Here is an 18415-nt window from a genome sequence, read left to right as displayed (position 1 = left end):
TATGAATAAATTAATAGAAACATTAATAGAAAGAAAATACGAACTTTTAGTAGCTTTAGGACAGCATCTGCAAATTTCTCTGATTGCTCTTATGATTACGATATTGATAGCTGTGCCAATTGCAATATTAGCCTCTAATAATAAAAAAATCTCAGAAATTTTACTACAAGTTACAGGAGTAATGCAGACTATTCCTTCTTTAGCATTGCTTGGCTTATTTATTCCAATATTTGGTATAGGTAAATTACCTTCGATTATAGTTTTAATAATATATGCTATGTTTCCAATTTTACAAAATACAATCACCGCTCTAAATGAACTTGATCCTTCATTAAAAGAGGTTGCAACTGCATTTGGCATGACAAGGATTGAAAGATTAAAAAAATTTGAACTTGTTCTAGCCATGCCTGTAATTATTTCAGGTATTAGAACTGCTGCTGTTATGATTATCGGTACGGCTACACTTGCAGCACTTATCGGAGCTGGTGGTTTAGGTTCATTTATTTTATTAGGTATAGATAGAAACAATACATCTCTAATTTTAATCGGTGCATTTTCATCTGCTCTACTCGCAATTATTTTTAGCAGTGCAATTAACTTTTTAGAGAAAAAATCATTAAAGACTATATTTATAAGTTTTATTGTTACTACAATATTGGTTACAACTTCATTTTTACCATTTTCTAAAATAAATAATAAAAATATTATAGTCGCAGGTAAATTAGGCACAGAACAAGAAATTATAATTAATATGTATAAAGAACTTATAGAAAGCAATTCTGATATAAAGGTCGAACTAAAGCCTGGATTTGGAAAAACTTCATTTTTATTTGAAGCCTTAAAGTCTAAAGATATAGATATATATCCTGAATATACAGGTACAATTTTAACTTCATTGTTAAATAAAAAAGTTGAATTTAAAAATGAAAAAGTTGAAGCCTATAATATGGCAAAAAAAGAGATTTATAATCAAGATAAATTACTATTATTAGAACCTATGAATTTTCAAAACACTTATGCTCTTACCTTAAAAAAAGATTTTGCAAAAAAAAATAACTTAAAAAATATATCTGATCTTTCTAATATTAAAAATAATATAAAAGCAGGTTTTACTCTTGAATTTAATGACAGAAAAGATGGAAATATAGGACTTAAAGACCTGTACAAATTGAATCTAAACGTAAGTACATTAGAGCCAGCTCTTAGGTATCAAGCTATTGAGTCTGGAAATGTGAATTTAATAGATGGCTATTCAACAGATAGTGAAATAAAGAGGTATAATTTAGTTGTTTTAAAAGATGATAAAAATTTATTTCCTCCTTATCAAGTTGCTCCTATTATTCGAGAGGATTTATTAGATAAATATCCCAATATTGAGAATATATTAAATAAATTATCAGATAAAATAAATGAAGAGGAAATGATAAACATGAATTATGATGTAGATGTAAATGGAAAGAATCCAGCTGATGTTGCTAAAGATTATTTAAGGAAAAATAATTTAATACATTAATATATTATTTTATTAAATTCTATATTTATTATGTTATTATGGTGTTTTATAACATTTTGCATATTTAAACCTCCCGATTTAAAGAAAAAACTAATCTGGAGGTTTTTTTCTATCAAAAAATACGATATCATTTACAACATGATTAAATTTTATTTTTCTTTTCCTTTTTCTTCACGCCACTTAATATATTCTTCCAAATCAGAATTTACAAGTTTCCAACAACTTGCTATAACCAATCCATCATCAATATATCCTATTCCAGGTATTATATCAGGTATTACATCAAGAGGTGTAAAAAAGTAAATTAAAGCACTCAATACAGCTATTATTACACCGATTGGGATACTTTTATATCTTCCTTTTATATAATTTCTTATTAAGGAAACCATTATAGGAATCCTTGCTAATTTATCACCTGCAAATGGTATAAATCTTAATTTTTTTTCTAATTTTTGTAAAAAATTTTCAAGTTTATCAGTATCATTTAACATTGATTTTGCTTTTGAATAGCCACTTTTTAAAGCTTTCATTGCTTGTTTTTCTGTAAATTTCTTTTCATCCATGCCTTTTCCTCCAAAATAATAAATTACCTTGTATATGTTTTATCGACAAATATATACTATATAACTATATATATTATATCCTTTTTTAATCATATTATCAAAATACGAATTATCTTATCTTTTTCCTATCTTAAAATTATGTCTAATTGTATATATTAATTGGTTTAAAGTAAAAAAGAGAATTGGAAATTTCACTTTCTAATTCTCCTTTTTATTGATTTAGTTGTCACTTAAAATATTCAAGTTTATCTAAGGTATTTCTATTATTTATGGACTATATATGATTGAGAAACTATATATTTTTATTATATTCTTTTCTTCTCTTAATCCTCATAACTATTAATAGACCACCTGAAAGTACCATAATATTTGCATATACAAATGTATTATACTAAATATCTAAAGTTCTTTGTGTCATCGATTTTAATATGTTTATGCTTCATTATATAATTAATTATTAATTCACTCATTTCAAAATTGATTTCTTTTACTACTTCTTTTCCTTCGTAACATGGATATTCATTAACATTCGAAGCTCTATAGTTATTAACAACAATAGTATATTCTTTATCTAAGTCAATTTCTTTCCCATTTTTTTTCATTGATACCACTCTCTCTAAAAATGGTCTTTTCAAATCAATTACATAATCCAACCCATAATAAAAATCATAAATATAATGTCTAATTTTTGGTTTAATATATCTTGAATTTATAGCAACATCACCGCTATCATCAATTATAAAATACGTTGCTGAAATTTCTATAGCTTTTTTTAAATCGTGTCCAGTTATTTTTAAAACTTTTAATGAATTCGGATATGGATAATTAACTAATATATCTCTAATACTTACTTTTTTATCAAATCCAATCGCTGAATCAAATAATGTTGTAGATGAGAAGTCTGCTCCACTTGCTTCTATTTGTATTTTTTGCAGTAAATTAATGTACGGACTTCCTTCAAATCTAACCTTAAAATGATCAGTTATCTTTATGGGCTCGTTTAGTTGCCCAACAACTTGAGATAAATATTTATCTAAGTTTTCATTTGTTTTATTAAAAAATATCTCATACTCACTATCGATTTTAATATTTTTTTCTGGAACATCTATCAATTCATATTCAATTTCATCTGTTTTTGTATCTATAACTATCTTAGTAAAAGTTTTTCCATTATTTATGGGTTGTGAACAAATTTTACCTTTTATTTTAGTAATAAATGACCTATGTTGATGTCCACTTAAAACTATATCGATGCTATCATATTTTTCTATCATCTCACTGGCTTGATTTTCCCCATTTAGTTTTTCAGTTGGAATAAAGTCTTCATCTAACGATTTTTCAAATCCACCATGATAAAGTACAATTATTTTGTCTGATTTTTCTTTTAGTTCACTCTCATATTTTCCATATTGATCTACTGGATATAAAAATTGTATCCCTTCAATATTTTTATCTTGTTCCCAATTTGGTATATATGCAGTTGTCAGACCAATAACTCCTATTTTATATCCATCATAATCAAATATTTTATATGGTTTATCTCCTAAATCAAGTCCTAAAATATTTGCATTTAAGATTTTATCTTCCACAATTTTATATGATGTTCTTAAATAATCTAGTCCATAGTTGAACTCATGATTACCCATTACATATCCATCATATTCCATTGCTCTGGTAAGCTTTAGTATTGGGTTTTCATTAAACTTTGCCTTTGATAAGTAATTAGTCATTGCAGACCCTTGAATTAAATCTCCCCCATCTAGTAATAAAGATTTATCATATTTTCTTTTATCCTCTTTTATAAATGATGCTATTTTCAACAGTCCTAATTCCTGATATTCTACATAGTTTGTCGGAAATATATATCCGTGAATATCAGTTGTATGATATATTGCTATTTTCATTTTAACTCCCATAATTTTAAATTATATACAATATGATATCATATATTTGTTGTAAATTTTAAATAAATAAAAAAACTGTATATCGATTTTCTCAATATACAGTTAGTTTTTATAATCTTATATCAAATTATTAATTCCAAATTCCTTCTAATGTTGATTTGAATGAATTTAAAGCAGCATCTACATTTGTTGAATCGGGTGAGGCTAAAATTGTTTCTAAAACTGTTCCAGCTTCTCTATACGCTTGATTTGCACCTGGTAAAACAGGATTTGTATATAAATTTTTAGTTACATCACTTAATATTGGTGCAATTAATGATTTTGAATTTTTATATTCGTCTGAGTTAATCGCTGAATTTCTTGCTGGAATATATCCAGTTTTTTGTGCCCATAAAATTTGATTTTCCTTTTTAGTTAAGAATTTCATATATGCGTATGCTGCTTTTTTTTGAGCATCGCTAGAACTTTCAAATACATATAAGTCTGTACCTTGTTGTATTGTTGGTGAAAATGGTGATTTAGCTGCTTTAGCTGTGAACTTACCCTTTGTTCCTTTTACCACATATGATTCACCAGCATTTGAACCAATATACATTGCTACTTGTTGATTACCAAATGGTCCTGATAAATATTTATCTGTACCTGCAATTCTAAAGTATCCTTCCTTAACTCCATCTAAATAAAATTGTACTGCTTTTTTTGATGTTTCTGATGTAGGATCAAATTTATTATCAAATTCAACACCTTGAGCTTTTAAAAATGTTGTATAATAGTTACTTAATGAATCTATACCTATTGCTGGTATACCTTTTTTCTCTTTAATTACTTTAGATACTTTTACTAATTCATCAAGATTTTTTGGTACTTCTAATCCTAATTCCTTAAATATATCTTCATTATAGAATAATACTTCTGTAGATTTATTAAATGGCATTGAATATACTTTACCATTTATTTCTGTACCTTTTCTAAATCCTTCAACTATGTCTTCATAATCTTCCACTGTTTTTGTAAAAGATGTTAATTCATTTACTAAACCATCCTTAATTGGATTTAACATCCAGTCTGGATATGCTTGTGTTATTGTTGGTAAGTCTTTAGGACTTGTAGTAGTTGCTGTTATTTTTTGTTGTAATTCTCTATATCCCGTTTGATTTTGCAATTCCACCTTAACATCTGGATTTTCTTCCATAAATTTTTTTGTCAATTCTGTCAGTGTTTCTTCGTGAGCACCATTCATTGCGTGCCAAAATACTATATTAGCCTTTTCTAATTTAGAATTTTCCGTACTCTGTTCAGTCTTTGTTTCTTTATTTGATTCAGTAGGCTTTTCTTTTTTAGAACTCTTACCGCATGCTACTAAAGAAAAAACTAAAACAAGCGCTAATAAAAGTGATGTTAACTTCTTCATATAATCCTCCAACTATATTATTTCATTTTTTTCTGGCAACAACCTGCCTCTTACATTATACAACAATTCCGGTCTAAATGAATGAATAGGCACTAGAACTTTTGCATTTATTTGGTTTATTATATATTGCAAATCTTTAGGATTCGCATGGCCACTACACTTTAAGATTTTTACAATAATGTTATATTTTAAAATTTCTTCAAAATACGGTTTAAATGTTGGATCAAATTCTCCTAACGGACTTGCATCTAAATGCATATATAATCCAATGTAATCTTTGAATTCTTCAAATATATCAAAAATGTTTTCATCAACTTGTAGGATATATTTATTAACATTCTTCTTAATCTCATCAAATCCTATTTCTAAATTATCATCTAAATTAAAATCTATATTAGATGTTTTATAATACGGTAAATCAATATTCAACATATTTTTTAATATATAGGCATAAAAATCAGAAAAAACAAATTTCCTATCGATATTCTCGATCATTTTTTCTATTCTTTCAATATTCGCATAATAGTATTTAAAAAATATCAATTTATCAGGATTTCCCTTAACAATATCAATAACCTCCTGTAATAAATTTTCTTCACTATCCAATATCTTCCCTATACTCCTCGGTCTATCATCAAAAGATACTGATACTCCTTCACAAATAAGATAATCTGAATTTTTTGATTCTTCAAGAAAATTCATAGTTTCATCTTTTAAGTATCCGTGCAATCTTATATCACCTGTATATGATATCTTAAGATCTGGTGTTTTAATAATAAAGCCGCAAGCTCCATAAGCATCATGATCTACTCTAATAAATTTCACTTCAATTTTTCCAACTTTTATAATATTATCGTAATCTACACCAATGATATCTCTAGTAATTTTATCAATATTATTATTTTTATAAATAAAGTCTCCTTTTACATTAAGACTTTCCAATAATTTTTTTGTATCCTCAGATGTATAAATTGGAATACTTGAATCAATAAAATTTATCATTTTTGTATGATCAAGATGAACATGTGACACAAATACTGCTGTACTTAAATTTGTTTTTTCAAATTTAATAATATTCTTATCATAAAAGTTATTAATTTTTGGTGCTAATTCTTTATCTAATATTTCCTTTAGAGATATATTTTCATCTTCTATAGTACCATCAAATACAGAACCACAGTCAAAAATTATTCTTTGATTTTCATACCTCACCTCTATATAAGTACCACCTATAGTTCTCATACCTGCATAGAATGTAATTTTAGTTTTTTTATCCTTTAAGACCACTTCTTGACACGCCTTCCATTATTCTATCTCTAAAGATGAAGTAGAGTATTAAAATTGGAACAATAGCAATAGTTGACGCTGCCATTTGTAAATGAACCGCTGTACCCGCTTCTGATGTGAAAGCAGAAAGACCATTGCTTATTAATCTCATATTTTTGCTATTAGTTACTAAAATTGGCCATAAAAATGAGTTCCAACCTGTTATAAAACTTAAAATCCCCATAGTAAATAGTGCTGGTTTAGACATTGGAATTAAAACTTTCCAAATATATTCTAAGTCTGAACACCCATCAACTTTTGCCGCATTATAATATGATTTTGAGAGGCTAGATAAAAATCCTCTTAAGTAGAAGATATAAAATATACTTGCTAGATGTGGTATTATAAGCGCATAGTATGTATTTAACATTCCCAATCTTGCAATTGTTTGATAATTAGTAAAAACAGTAATTTCGTACGGCACCATTAATAGTGAAGCAAGAAATAGTGATAATATATTTTTTCCTTTAAATTCTAATTGAACAAATGCAAATGCTGCAAAAATACTTGTTAATAATGTTCCAATTGTTGTTGTAATTGATGTAAATAAAGTGTTTAAAAAATATCTTACAAAGGGAGCTTTAGTTAAAGCCTCCGTGTAGTTGCTTAATAATACTTTATCTGGAAATAATGTCGGAGGTATACTTGTTGCCTCTTGATAAGACATTAAAGATCCTAGAATCATGTATATAAAAGGAAATATAGTAATTATAGCTAATATTATAATTATAATCCTTGATAATGTACCGAATATTTTATCCATAATAACCTACTTTACAATTTTTTTCATCACAATATTTTGTATATATGTGAATACTAGTATTAAAGCGAACAATATTACAGCTGCAGCCATACCTTGTCCATATCTATTTTCTGTATAAAATTTAGTAAATATATAGAATACACCCGTAGTCGCACTATTTGCAATTCCTGGAGAACCATTAAATATAGCAAATACCTGACCGTAGATTTTAAATGCACCTATAAAATTAACTAATAATAGAAATGTTGTTAATGGTAATAATTGTGGCAATGTAATTTTTCTAAATTGTTCAAACTTTGTTGCTCCAAACATATCTGCTACTTTATAGTATGATGGATTTATATTTCTAATTCCTGTTAACAAAATTAATATATTAAAGGCTAATCCCATCCAAACTCCAAATATAATAACAGTTGTCATAGCAACATTTGGATCATTTAAGAATCTTACAGGAGCTATCCCGAATAAACTTAAAACGTAATTTATTATACCAAAATCATCGTTAAACATATATCTAAATACTAATCCAACAGCTATAATACTTGTTAAATATGGAATAAAAAAGATTGATTCAAATACTTTCTTAAATTTAATTCTTTCATGAATAGTAATAGCTATAAATAGAGATATTATTAATCCCAATGGAACAACTGTAAATGCATATAGTGAAGTATTTGAAAGTGCTTTATGGAATTTTGGATCTTTTAAGACAATCTCAAAATTTTTAATTCCATTCCATTCTGAATTATTTAGCGTTCCTTTTTTGAAAGAAATAATAAAAGTATTAATCAAAGGTAACACATTAAATATTGCAATTATAAATAATGACGGTAGCAAAAAAATCCATGCATGAGGTGAATTTTCTGCTCTATACTTGAATTTTTTCATTAATACAACCTACCTCCATCCTTGTCAAATATAAAAATATTTTCAACATCAACTTTTAATCCAATTATTTGTCCAGGTTCAACCCTATCTTCAACACTTGTAATTGTCTTATAATAGTTACCATTAAGTTTAAAGTTGACAATACAATCTTTTCCTATTAACTCTATTGTTTCTACCTTAACTCTTAAATCTGAATTTTCGTCAATTTCGAAATATTCAGGTCTTATACCAATTGAGTATATTTCACCATCTTTTAACTCCCTTTTTAATTTTGATTTATCTAAATCATCAAATTCAATTTTTAATTCACTTGTATATAAATTATTTTTTTCTTTCTTCATTTCTAATATATTAATGATTGGATTTCCCATAAATTTGGCAACAAATAGATTCACTGGATCCAAATATAAATTATGTGGAATATCGTACTGCTGAACAACACCCTCATTCATTAGAACTATCTTGTCACTAATTGATAAAGCTTCTTCTTGATCATGAGTAACAAAAATTGTTGTTATACCAATTTCTTTTACCAATAATCTAATTTCCTCACGAATCTTAAGTCTAAGTCTTGCATCTAAATTACTTAAAGGCTCGTCAAGTAATAAAATCTTTGGGTTTTGAACTAAAGCTCTTGTAATAGCAACTCTTTGCTGCTGACCACCAGACATTTTTCCTGGTCTTTTATTAGCCAAATCTTCTATACTTGTAATTTTCATATATTTTTCAGCTATTTTTTTAGCTTCTTCTTTTGAAACTTTATTTTTACCTACAGTTAGTGGAAACATAATATTTTCTAAAACAGTCATATGCGGATATAGAGCATAATTTTGAAATACTAATCCAATTCCCCTATCTTTTGGATGTAAATCAACTACAGAAACTCCATCAAATAATATGTCTCCCTCAGTTGGATCTAATAACCCGGAAACTAAATTTAAAATAGTAGATTTACCACAACCACTTGGTCCAAGTAAACAAACCAAATCCCCATCTTCAACTTTTAAGTTAATGTTCTTTAAAGCTTCAAACTTATTATCAAACACTTTTTTCAAATTTTTGATTTCAATCATAAAAACCCTCTCATAAATTTTATTTACAATATGATTATACATACAATTTCCATAATTTTAAAATTTTATTATGAAATTAATTAGTATTTAATTAACAACTCGTATATAATTGTATATAGATAAGGAGGAATACATGAAAAAATTTTTACCAATAATACTAGGAGCGGATTTTAAAACCTATTCAATAGCTAAATGTTTACATGATGATTATGGTGTTAAACCTTTAATAATCAATAATTATAGCAATGAGTTATTTATTGATTCTTTTTTTGATGTAACTGTGGAAAGAGAAATATTTAATGCAAATTTATTTGTAAATAGACTTAATGAAATTTATGAAACATTTAAGAATAAGTATGAAAAATTTATATTGTTTGCTTCAAATGAAAATTATTTAAATCTAATATTCAACAATTTATCAAATTTAAAATTTTTTCCAGTTTTGCCATATAGTAAAATCCAAGAAGATTTTACCAATAAAGATAATATTTATAAAATTTTAGACGATTTAGGATTTGAATATCCTAAAACCATAAAACTTAATGAGCATCAAGAAATTGAAAGTTTACCGAATGGAGAGTTGTTTATTCGTCCAAGCAACATTAATGAATATGAAAATTGTGAATTTGAGGGTAAAGATAACTCTTACCATACAACGGATGCTGGTGAAGCTATATCCATTATAAAAAAAATATTCAACTCTGGTTACCATGATGTTTTGCTTATACAAGAATATATTGATGGTAAAGATGGAAATCAATTTTCTATAAATGGATATCAATCAAAAGATGGAAACTTTAATATATCTCAGGCAAGGAGCATATTAACAGATGATTTAGGAAATCATGTTGTATTAATTGATTCTGATATAGAAAAAATAAGTGAAGATTCTAAAAAAATTATTGAGAACTTAAATTATTACGGATTATTTAATATTGATTTTAAGTTTAATGACAATGATGGAAAAATATATATAACTGCAATAAATCTAAGACTTGGATACTCTTTTTACTATTCAGAATTAGAGGGAACAAAGTTAATTAAGACAGCTATAGAAGATTTAATTTTTGAAAATAATTTATTAAATGATGGTGGCAAAAAATTTGGATATAATATCTTTAATGATGAATTAATAAAGGATTTTATTACTTCTGGATTATTCCTTGAATATAATGCAGATAATAGACGCTCTAATAATAAAAATCCTCTTTTTGATAATATCAATAATAAACGATTAGATTTACTAAATAATATTCTAAGAAAACAATGTGAAAAAAGAATTCAAAATAGAAAGATAAATAAATCAAAATTTGAATAAAATATAGCCAATTAACGCTAGTTAATTGGCTATATTAAATTTTATACTATTAAATTTAAAGGATTTAATCAGTGATTAATTCACCCTTATAATCTGATATACCACCAATATTAATTGCAAAATATCCTTTTTCTTCTAATTTTTCCTGAGCAAAACCTGATCTTCGCCCACTTCTACAATATAGTAATATTGTACAATTTTCATATTCTTTATTATCGATTGTACTTTCAATATTGTCAAGACTTATTAATTCAGCATTTTCTAAATGTCCTAAATTAAATTCATCTTCTTCTCTAACATCAATAAGCTTTATAAAACCATTTGAAAATTCATGAATTATCATTGCTTCATTAATGTTAATCTTTAAGCTTTTAGCCTTATCATTGCTATTTTTTACATTATCTACAGTTATTTGCATAGGTAATGATGTTAATATATTACCGTCATGATCAAAAGTAAAATATCTACCAATTTCTTTAACGCTATCAGCTCCTAAAATGACTGCAGCCTTCCATTCATCTGATTTTTTTAATTTAACTAAAAATATATTACCAGATAGTCTTACTCCATAGTTTTTTTCTTTATCAAAATTATTCATATTATCCTTTTTCTTTGTGTAATATTATTTATAATAAGGACCCGACATATGCCGAGTCCTTAAAGTTTACTTCTTATTAAACTATCTTAAGTTAAAGAATGAATCTTGACCTAAAAATTCTGATGTGTCAAATAATTCATCTTCAATTCTTAATAGTTGATTGTATTTAGCAACTCTATCTGTTCTAGATGGAGCACCAGTCTTAATTTGACCTGTGTTTAATGCTACAGCTAAATCAGCGATAGTTGTATCTTCTGTTTCACCTGATCTATGTGATATAACAGCAGTATATCCAGCTCTATTAGCCATTTGAACTGCATCTAATGTTTCTGTTAATGTACCAATTTGGTTAACTTTAACTAGGATTGAGTTTGCAACACCTTGTTCGATTCCTTTTGATAGTCTTTCAGTATTTGTTACAAATAAGTCATCACCAACTAATTGAACTTTGTGTCCAAGTCTTTCAGTTAATAACTTCCAACCTTCCCAGTCATCTTCATCTAAACCATCTTCAATAGAAATAATTGGGTATTTATTAACTAATTCTTCATACCAAGCTACCATTTCTTCTCTAGTTCTTACAACACCTTCTCCTTTGAAGTTATATTTTCCATCTTCATAAGTTTCTGATGATGCAACGTCTAAAGCTATTTTTACTTCTTCTCCTGGTTTGTAACCTGCTAATTCAATAGCTTCAATAATTGTTGATAAAGCTTCTTCATTTGATGATAAATTAGGAGCAAATCCACCTTCATCACCAACGGCTGTGTTTAAGCCTTTATCATGTAAAACTTTCTTTAGGTTATGGAAAATTTCTGCACCAATTTTTAGTGCATGTGAAAATGATTCAGCACCAACTGGCATAACCATAAATTCCTGAATATCTACATTATTATCTGCGTGTTCACCACCATTTAATATGTTCATCATTGGAACAGGTAATTGTTTTGCATTAAAACCACCAATATAGTTATATAAAGGTATACCTAATTCATCAGCAGCAGCTCTTGCAACAGCCATAGATACACCTAAAATTGCATTAGCACCTAATCTACCTTTATTGTGAGTTCCGTCAATTTCAATCATTAATTTATCGATACCAACTTGATCAAATACATCTAAGCCAATAATTTCTTCTGCTAATTCTGTGTTTACATTTTCTACTGCATTTAATACACTTTTACCTAAGAAATGACTTTTGTCACCATCTCTTAATTCTACCGCTTCAAATTGACCTGTTGATGCTCCTGATGGAACTAATGCTCTACCAAAACCACCTAAATCTGTAAATACTTCTACCTCTACTGTTGGATTACCTCTTGAATCTAACACTTGTCTTGCATATACGTCTGTAATAAAACCCATAATCTTACCTCCTAATTTTACTTATTATTTTCTATTTATCAATGAGCTACCCGTCATTTCTGAAGGTTTCTCAATTCCCATTATATCTAGTAATGTTGGTGCTAAATCTGCCAATTTACCACCCTCTCTAAGTGTAACATTTTCTGCGTCTCTTGTCACATAAATTACCGGAACAAGATTTGTTGTATGAGCAGTAAATGGTTTACCTGTTTCAAAATCTATTTCTTGTTCAGCATTTCCATGATCAGCTGTAATTATAAATTCATAACCATGCTTTAAGCCAACTTCAATTAACTTTCCGACACATTTATCAACTGTTTCAACAGATTTTATAACTGCTGGTATCACACCAGTGTGTCCGACCATATCTGGATTTGCAAAGTTTAATATTACCGCTGATGGTTCTTCTGATTCTAACCTTTCAGCCACTTTTTCTGTTAATTCATATGCTGACATCTCTGGTTGTAAATCATATGTAGCAACTTTTGGCGATGCAACTAATATTCTTTCTTCACCCTCTAATGGTTCTTCAATACCACCATTAAAGAAAAATGTTACATGAGCATATTTTTCTGTTTCTGCAGCTCTTAATTGTTTTAATCCTGCATTTGATACTGCATCACCAAATGTATTTACAATATTTTTTGGTGGATACGCTATATCTACATTCTCAATTGATGAATCGTATGTAGTCATACATACAAAATTTGTATTTAAAATAACTTCTCTTGTAAATCCTTGGAAATCACTATCTACTATTGCTCTTGTTAATTGTCTAGCTCTATCTGGTCTAAAATTAAAGAATATAATACTATCTTCATTTTGTATCGTTGTGGTTGGTTCATTATTTTCATCTACAATAACTGTTGGAACCATAAATTCATCTGTTGTATTATTTTCAGCAGTAGATTTATTATACTCTTCTTTTATTGATTTAAGTGGATCACGAACTAACTTACCTTGTCCTAATGTCAAGGTATTATATGCTAACTCAGTTCTATCCCATCTTTTGTCTCTATCCATTGCATAATATCTACCTATAATAGTAGCTATTTTACCATATCCAATTTCATCAATCTTATTTTGTAAATCTTCAATATCTCCTAAACCTGATGTTGGAGAAACATCTCTTCCATCAAGAATGGCATGAATATAAACTTTTTTAAGATCATATTTTTTTGCTAATTCTAATAAAGCAAATAAATGTGATAAATGTGAATGAACACCACCATATGAAGCTAATCCAATCAAATGAAGTGATTTATCATTTTCTTTAACATTTTTTACAACTTTTACAAGTGCTTCTCTTTCAAAAAATGTTCCTTCTTTAATTTCTTTAGAAATTAAAGTTAAATCTTGATATATAATTCTTCCGGCACCTATATTTAGATGCCCAACTTCTGAATTACCCATTTGTCCTTCCGGCAATCCAACCTCAAGGCCACTTGCCTTTATTTTTGTATTTGGATATTTTTTCATATTTTCATCAAACACAGGAGTATTAGCTAAAGTAACCGCATTACCCTCATAATCTTTACCTAATCCCCATCCGTCCATGATAATTAACATTGCTTTTTTATTCATATTATCCTCTTACTTAAAGTTAACTAATTTTGAAAAGCTTTCTGATTCTAGACTTGCTCCACCGACTAATGCTCCATCGATATTTTCTTTTGACATAATTTCAACTACATTATCTGGTTTTACAAATCCACCGTACTGAATTCTAATTTTTTCTGCTGCATCTTCACCAAATTGTTCTAAAATTAAAGATTTGATATATGCACACATTTCTTCTGCATCATCTGCTGAAGCTGTTTCACCAGTACCTATAGCCCAGATTGGCTCATATGCTATTACAATACTTCCAAATTCTGATGCATTTATCCCCTTAAAATCTTCTGTTATTTGTGTTTTTACTTTTTCTTTAGCTTTTTCATTTTCTCTCTCGCCAAGTGTTTCACCAACACAAACAATTGGAGATAAACCATGTTTTAGTACAGCTTTCACTTTTGTATTTACTAAATTATCAGTTTCTTCAAAATATTCTCTTCTTTCTGAGTGTCCTAATATAACGTATTTTATATCTAAATCTTTTAAAAATAAAGGAGAGATTTCACCTGTAAATGCACCACTATCTTCAAAGTGAACATTTTGTGCTCCAACATTAATATCTGTCCCATCTAGCACTTCTTTAGCCAATGCTAATGAAGTGAATGGTGGACATACAACAGCTTCAACGTCTTTATCTAAATCAAATGATTTTATTGCCTTTAATAATTCTTTAGATTCACTATAGGAATTATTCATTTTCCAGTTACCAGCTATAATTGGCTTTCTCATCTTTCCTCCTAATTATTTATTTTCTACTGCGTCGATGCCAGGTAAAACTTTACCTTCAAGCAATTCTAAACTTGCACCACCACCAGTAGAAACATGAGTAACTTCGTCTTTATATCCAGATAATTCAATTGCTAGTGCTGAGTCACCACCACCGATAATTGTTGTTGCATTTGATTCTGCTAAAGCTTTTGCTATTGCATATGTACCTTCAGCAAATTGCTTAAATTCAAATACTCCCATTGGTCCATTCCAAACTACTGTCTTAGCACCTTCTAACGCTTCAATAAATAATTGGATTGTTTTTGGTCCTATATCCAATGATTCTAATTCAGGATCAATTTCTTCTGCTACAGTTGCTTCTGCATCTTCACCAAAGTGATCTGTAACTATGAAGTCAATTGGTAATAATAATTCTACATTATTTTCTTTAGCTTTTTTGATTAAATCTTTTGCTAAATCTAGTTTATCTTCTTCCAACAATGATTTACCAATTTCTTTGCCTTGTGTTTTTAAGAATGTATATGCCATTCCACCACCGATTAGAATTTTATCAACTTTTGTAAGTAAGTTTTCAATAACACCAATTTTATCTGATACTTTTGCACCACCTAATATAGCAACAAATGGTCTTTCAGGATCTGTAATAGCTTTGCCCATTATTTCAACTTCTTTTTCCACTAAGAAACCTAAAGCTGATGGTAATAATGCTGAAACACCAACGTTTGAAGCGTGTGCTCTATGTGATGTACCAAAAGCATCATTTACAAATAAATCCGCTAATGAAGCTAATTCTTTTGCAAACTCATCACCATTTTTTGTTTCTTCTTTTCTATATCTTGTGTTTTGTAATAATGCTACATCACCTTCTTTTAACTCTTCTACTTGAGACTTTACATTATCACATACTACTGTATCTGAGTCTAAAAATTTAACCTCTTTTCCTAATAATTCGGAAAGTCTTTTTGCAACAGGTTCTAAACTAAATTCTGGCTTTGGTTCACCCTTTGGTCTACCTAAATGACTCATTAAAATAACCTTCGCATTATTTTCAATTAAATGCTTGATTGTTGGTAATGCTGCAACAATTCTTGCATCATCTGTGATTTTCGTGTTATCTTCTTTTGAAAATGGTACATTAAAATCAACTCTAACCAATACCTTTTTACCTTTAACTTCTAAGTCTTTAACTGTCTTTTTCATCGTTCCTCCATAAAATTAATGCCCAGCTCAATGAACCGGGCAAAATAAATCAATTATTTTGTAGCTATTAATTGTGCTAAATCTACAACTCTATTTGAGTAACCCCATTCATTATCGTACCATGATACAACTTTTACTAAATCTCCAATCGCGTATGTTAAGAAAGGATTGAAAATTGATGATCTTGAGTCTCCTTGATAGTCAATTGACACTAATTCGTCTTCAGCGTATCCTAAAATTCCTTTTAAGTCGCCTTCAGCATGTTTCTTAAATGCTGCATTTACTTCTTCAACTGAAACTTCTTTACTTAATTGAACTGTTAAGTCAACTAGTGAAACTGTTGGAGTAGGAACACGAACTGCTAAACCTGTTAGTTTACCTTTAACTTCTGGAATAGCTTGAGAAACTGCTTCTGCAGCCCCTGTCGTTGTTGGTATTTGTGATAACGCTGCTGCTCTAGCTCTTCTAATGTCTGAATGTTTATTGTCGTGAATATTTTGGTCATTTGTATATGAGTGGATTGTTGTCATTAAACCTTTTTCTAACCCAAACTCTTCTAACAGAACTTTTACTAATGGAGCTAAACAGTTTGTTGTACATGACGCATTTGATACAATTATGTCATTTTCTGGATCATAATCTTTATCATTTACACCTAAAACAATAGTTTTATCAACACCTTTAGCTGGAGCTGTAATTAATACTTTTTTAGCACCTGCTGTTAAATGTCTTGATGCTGATTCTTTTGTTCTAAATGCACCTGTAGAATCAATTACTAATTCAACACCTAACTCTTCCCAAGGTAGATTTTCTGGTTCTCTTTCTGATGTAAATATAACTTCTTTATCGCCAAATTTCATGCCTTTTTCTGTAAGTTCAATTTCTTTGCTGAATTTTCCGTAAAGTGAATCGTATTTAAATAATTTTGCTGAAGTTTCTTTTTTACCTGTATCATTAATTGCTACTAAATCTAATCCTTCAGTATTATTTTCTAAAATGATTCTTGCTACGTCTCTACCAATTCTACCGAAACCATTAATTGCTATTTTCATTTTTCCTCCTACTTTTAGGGTATGCCCCTTTAATTGTTCCATTATTTAGTATAGCCTATACAAATCCATACATCAATATATATATCCTAAATTTTATTTAATAAACAATATTTAAGACAAATTTTTAACATATAGTTTGATTTTTTTATTTTGTATTAATTGTCATTATGAGCAATATATTTTTCTGCCTGAATTGCAGCTATTGCTCCATCGCTTGTAGCTGTTACTACTTGCCTTACACTTTTAACTCTAACGTCTCCTGCGGCAAAAATACCTTCGACATTAGTCTTAGTATCTTCTCCAGCTTTGATATATCCTCTTTCTAATTCAACTAAATCTTTTATTAAATTTGTATTTGGAATATATCCAATAAATATAAACAAGCCAATATCTGGATCACCTTCATTGTTTGTTACTTCATATGTTTCACCAGTTTTATTATTTTCTAAAACTAATGATTTAACAAATTGTCCACCAATTATTTTTTTAACTTCAGTATTATATCTAATTTCAATTTTTTCATTATTGAAAGCTTCTTCTTTTATACTATTTGCAGCTTTTAATTCTTCACCTCTATACAAGATGATTACTTTTTTTCCAAATTTTGTTAAAAAGATTGCTTCTTCAACGGCAGCATCTCCACCACCAACAACATAAATGTCTGAATTTTGATAAAATGCACCGTCACATGTAGCACAGTAAGCTACACCCTTACCTACATATTCATCTTCACCTTCTATACCCATTTTTCTAGGATTAGCTCCTGCAGCGTAAATTAAAGCTTTTGCTTCATAAGTATTTTTTTCAGATTTTAATATTTTTAATCCATTTTCAACTTCAATGGATATTATTTCATCAGAAATTTTTACTGCACCAAAACTTTCAGCTTGATTTAACATAGTTCTAGTCATATCCGGACCATTTGGATCATTGTCTAATCCAGGATAATTATCAACAGAAAGTGTAAGTGATATTTGCCCTCCTATTTGTCCTTTTTCAATTATTGCTGTTTTTAGCCCTGCTCTAGCTGCATATAAACCTGCTGTCAATCCTGCTGGTCCTGCACCTAAAATTATAACATCGTATCTCATCTTTCCT

Annotated in this window: 16 protein-coding genes; 2 read left to right on the top strand and 14 right to left on the bottom strand. The window is 28.5% G+C overall.

Features of this window, described 5'->3' with window-relative positions; genetic code table 11:
* Position 1: 1 nt before the first annotated feature.
* Positions 2-1513 (top strand): ABC transporter permease/substrate-binding protein, encoded by a 1512-nt coding sequence (locus AC4KN9_RS03315; RefSeq protein WP_491017239.1) that lies wholly within the window; start codon positions 2-4, stop codon positions 1511-1513.
* Between the two features lie 149 nt (positions 1514-1662).
* On the opposite strand, the gene AC4KN9_RS03310 is transcribed toward AC4KN9_RS03315, so the two are convergent.
* The 7 genes from AC4KN9_RS03310 to AC4KN9_RS03280 form a co-directional block, all read right to left on the bottom strand.
* On the bottom strand, positions 1663-2076 hold the full coding sequence (locus AC4KN9_RS03310; RefSeq protein WP_491017238.1) for a YkvA family protein: 414 nt from the start codon (positions 2074-2076) through the stop codon (positions 1663-1665).
* A gap of 386 nt (positions 2077-2462) precedes the next feature.
* Positions 2463-3980 (bottom strand): bifunctional metallophosphatase/5'-nucleotidase, encoded by a 1518-nt coding sequence (locus tag AC4KN9_RS03305; RefSeq protein WP_491017237.1) that lies wholly within the window; start codon positions 3978-3980, stop codon positions 2463-2465.
* Between the two features lie 130 nt (positions 3981-4110).
* The gene (locus AC4KN9_RS03300; protein WP_491017236.1) at positions 4111-5391 is read right to left on the bottom strand and encodes an extracellular solute-binding protein; all 1281 of its coding nucleotides are present in this window, start codon (positions 5389-5391) and stop codon (positions 4111-4113) included.
* Between the two features lie 12 nt (positions 5392-5403).
* Complete coding sequence (locus tag AC4KN9_RS03295; RefSeq protein ID WP_491017235.1) at positions 5404-6678, bottom strand: MBL fold metallo-hydrolase; 1275 nt, start codon at positions 6676-6678, stop codon at positions 5404-5406.
* Positions 6662-7480, bottom strand: coding sequence for a carbohydrate ABC transporter permease (locus AC4KN9_RS03290; protein WP_491017234.1), 819 nt, complete (start codon positions 7478-7480; stop codon positions 6662-6664). Before AC4KN9_RS03290 ends, AC4KN9_RS03295 begins: the two co-directional genes overlap by 17 nt.
* A gap of 6 nt (positions 7481-7486) precedes the next feature.
* Positions 7487-8368, bottom strand: a complete 882-nt coding sequence (locus AC4KN9_RS03285; RefSeq protein WP_491017233.1) for a carbohydrate ABC transporter permease — start codon at positions 8366-8368, stop codon at positions 7487-7489.
* On the bottom strand, positions 8368-9441 hold the full coding sequence (locus AC4KN9_RS03280) for an ABC transporter ATP-binding protein (protein ID WP_491017232.1): 1074 nt from the start codon (positions 9439-9441) through the stop codon (positions 8368-8370). Before AC4KN9_RS03280 ends, AC4KN9_RS03285 begins: the two co-directional genes overlap by 1 nt.
* Before the next feature lie 133 nt (positions 9442-9574).
* On the opposite strand from AC4KN9_RS03280, the gene AC4KN9_RS03275 reads away from it, so the two are divergent.
* Positions 9575-10759 carry a hypothetical protein gene (locus AC4KN9_RS03275; protein WP_491017231.1) on the top strand — a complete coding sequence of 395 codons (1185 nt, stop codon included), beginning with the start codon at positions 9575-9577 and terminating at the stop codon, positions 10757-10759.
* 64 nt (positions 10760-10823) lie between these two features.
* Here the strand turns inward: AC4KN9_RS03275 and AC4KN9_RS03270 are convergent, their stop codons facing one another.
* From AC4KN9_RS03270 to trxB, 7 genes are all read right to left on the bottom strand, one after another.
* A complete protein-coding gene (locus AC4KN9_RS03270; protein WP_491017230.1) occupies positions 10824-11357 on the bottom strand; it encodes a rhodanese-like domain-containing protein in 534 nt (177 codons plus the stop codon).
* A gap of 81 nt (positions 11358-11438) precedes the next feature.
* On the bottom strand, positions 11439-12722 hold the full coding sequence (eno, locus tag AC4KN9_RS03265; RefSeq protein WP_491017229.1) for a phosphopyruvate hydratase: 1284 nt from the start codon (positions 12720-12722) through the stop codon (positions 11439-11441).
* A 24-nt stretch (positions 12723-12746) separates the two neighbouring features.
* Positions 12747-14306, bottom strand: coding sequence for a 2,3-bisphosphoglycerate-independent phosphoglycerate mutase (gene gpmI, locus AC4KN9_RS03260; RefSeq protein ID WP_491017228.1), 1560 nt, complete (start codon positions 14304-14306; stop codon positions 12747-12749).
* A 9-nt stretch (positions 14307-14315) separates the two neighbouring features.
* The gene (gene tpiA, locus AC4KN9_RS03255; protein WP_491017227.1) at positions 14316-15065 is read right to left on the bottom strand and encodes a triose-phosphate isomerase; all 750 of its coding nucleotides are present in this window, start codon (positions 15063-15065) and stop codon (positions 14316-14318) included.
* A 12-nt stretch (positions 15066-15077) separates the two neighbouring features.
* Positions 15078-16265, bottom strand: a complete 1188-nt coding sequence (locus tag AC4KN9_RS03250; RefSeq protein WP_491017226.1) for a phosphoglycerate kinase — start codon at positions 16263-16265, stop codon at positions 15078-15080.
* 53 nt (positions 16266-16318) lie between these two features.
* Positions 16319-17317, bottom strand: a complete 999-nt coding sequence (gene gap, locus AC4KN9_RS03245) for a type I glyceraldehyde-3-phosphate dehydrogenase (protein ID WP_491017225.1) — start codon at positions 17315-17317, stop codon at positions 16319-16321.
* A gap of 155 nt (positions 17318-17472) precedes the next feature.
* The gene (trxB, locus tag AC4KN9_RS03240) at positions 17473-18408 is read right to left on the bottom strand and encodes a thioredoxin-disulfide reductase (RefSeq protein WP_491017224.1); all 936 of its coding nucleotides are present in this window, start codon (positions 18406-18408) and stop codon (positions 17473-17475) included.
* Positions 18409-18415: the final 7 nt, after the last annotated feature.

The organism is Helcococcus sp. SA-HE-C1, from assembly GCF_985670335.1.
This window is presented reverse-complemented; position numbering and strand designations above follow the sequence as displayed.

Coding starts and splice junctions, on each gene's coding strand:
- AC4KN9_RS03315 (WP_491017239.1), top strand. CDS start 2: ATGAATAAATTAATAGAAACATTAATAGAAAGAAAATACGAACTTTTA.
- AC4KN9_RS03310 (WP_491017238.1), bottom strand. CDS start 2,076: ATGGATGAAAAGAAATTTACAGAAAAACAAGCAATGAAAGCTTTAAAA.
- AC4KN9_RS03305 (WP_491017237.1), bottom strand. CDS start 3,980: ATGAAAATAGCAATATATCATACAACTGATATTCACGGATATATATTT.
- AC4KN9_RS03300 (WP_491017236.1), bottom strand. CDS start 5,391: ATGAAGAAGTTAACATCACTTTTATTAGCGCTTGTTTTAGTTTTTTCT.
- AC4KN9_RS03290 (WP_491017234.1), bottom strand. CDS start 7,480: ATGGATAAAATATTCGGTACATTATCAAGGATTATAATTATAATATTA.
- AC4KN9_RS03285 (WP_491017233.1), bottom strand. CDS start 8,368: ATGAAAAAATTCAAGTATAGAGCAGAAAATTCACCTCATGCATGGATT.
- AC4KN9_RS03280 (WP_491017232.1), bottom strand. CDS start 9,441: ATGATTGAAATCAAAAATTTGAAAAAAGTGTTTGATAATAAGTTTGAA.
- AC4KN9_RS03275 (WP_491017231.1), top strand. CDS start 9,575: ATGAAAAAATTTTTACCAATAATACTAGGAGCGGATTTTAAAACCTAT.
- AC4KN9_RS03270 (WP_491017230.1), bottom strand. CDS start 11,357: ATGAATAATTTTGATAAAGAAAAAAACTATGGAGTAAGACTATCTGGT.
- eno (WP_491017229.1), bottom strand. CDS start 12,722: ATGGGTTTTATTACAGACGTATATGCAAGACAAGTGTTAGATTCAAGA.
- gpmI (WP_491017228.1), bottom strand. CDS start 14,306: ATGAATAAAAAAGCAATGTTAATTATCATGGACGGATGGGGATTAGGT.
- tpiA (WP_491017227.1), bottom strand. CDS start 15,065: ATGAGAAAGCCAATTATAGCTGGTAACTGGAAAATGAATAATTCCTAT.
- AC4KN9_RS03250 (WP_491017226.1), bottom strand. CDS start 16,265: ATGAAAAAGACAGTTAAAGACTTAGAAGTTAAAGGTAAAAAGGTATTG.
- gap (WP_491017225.1), bottom strand. CDS start 17,317: ATGAAAATAGCAATTAATGGTTTCGGTAGAATTGGTAGAGACGTAGCA.
- trxB (WP_491017224.1), bottom strand. CDS start 18,408: ATGAGATACGATGTTATAATTTTAGGTGCAGGACCAGCAGGATTGACA.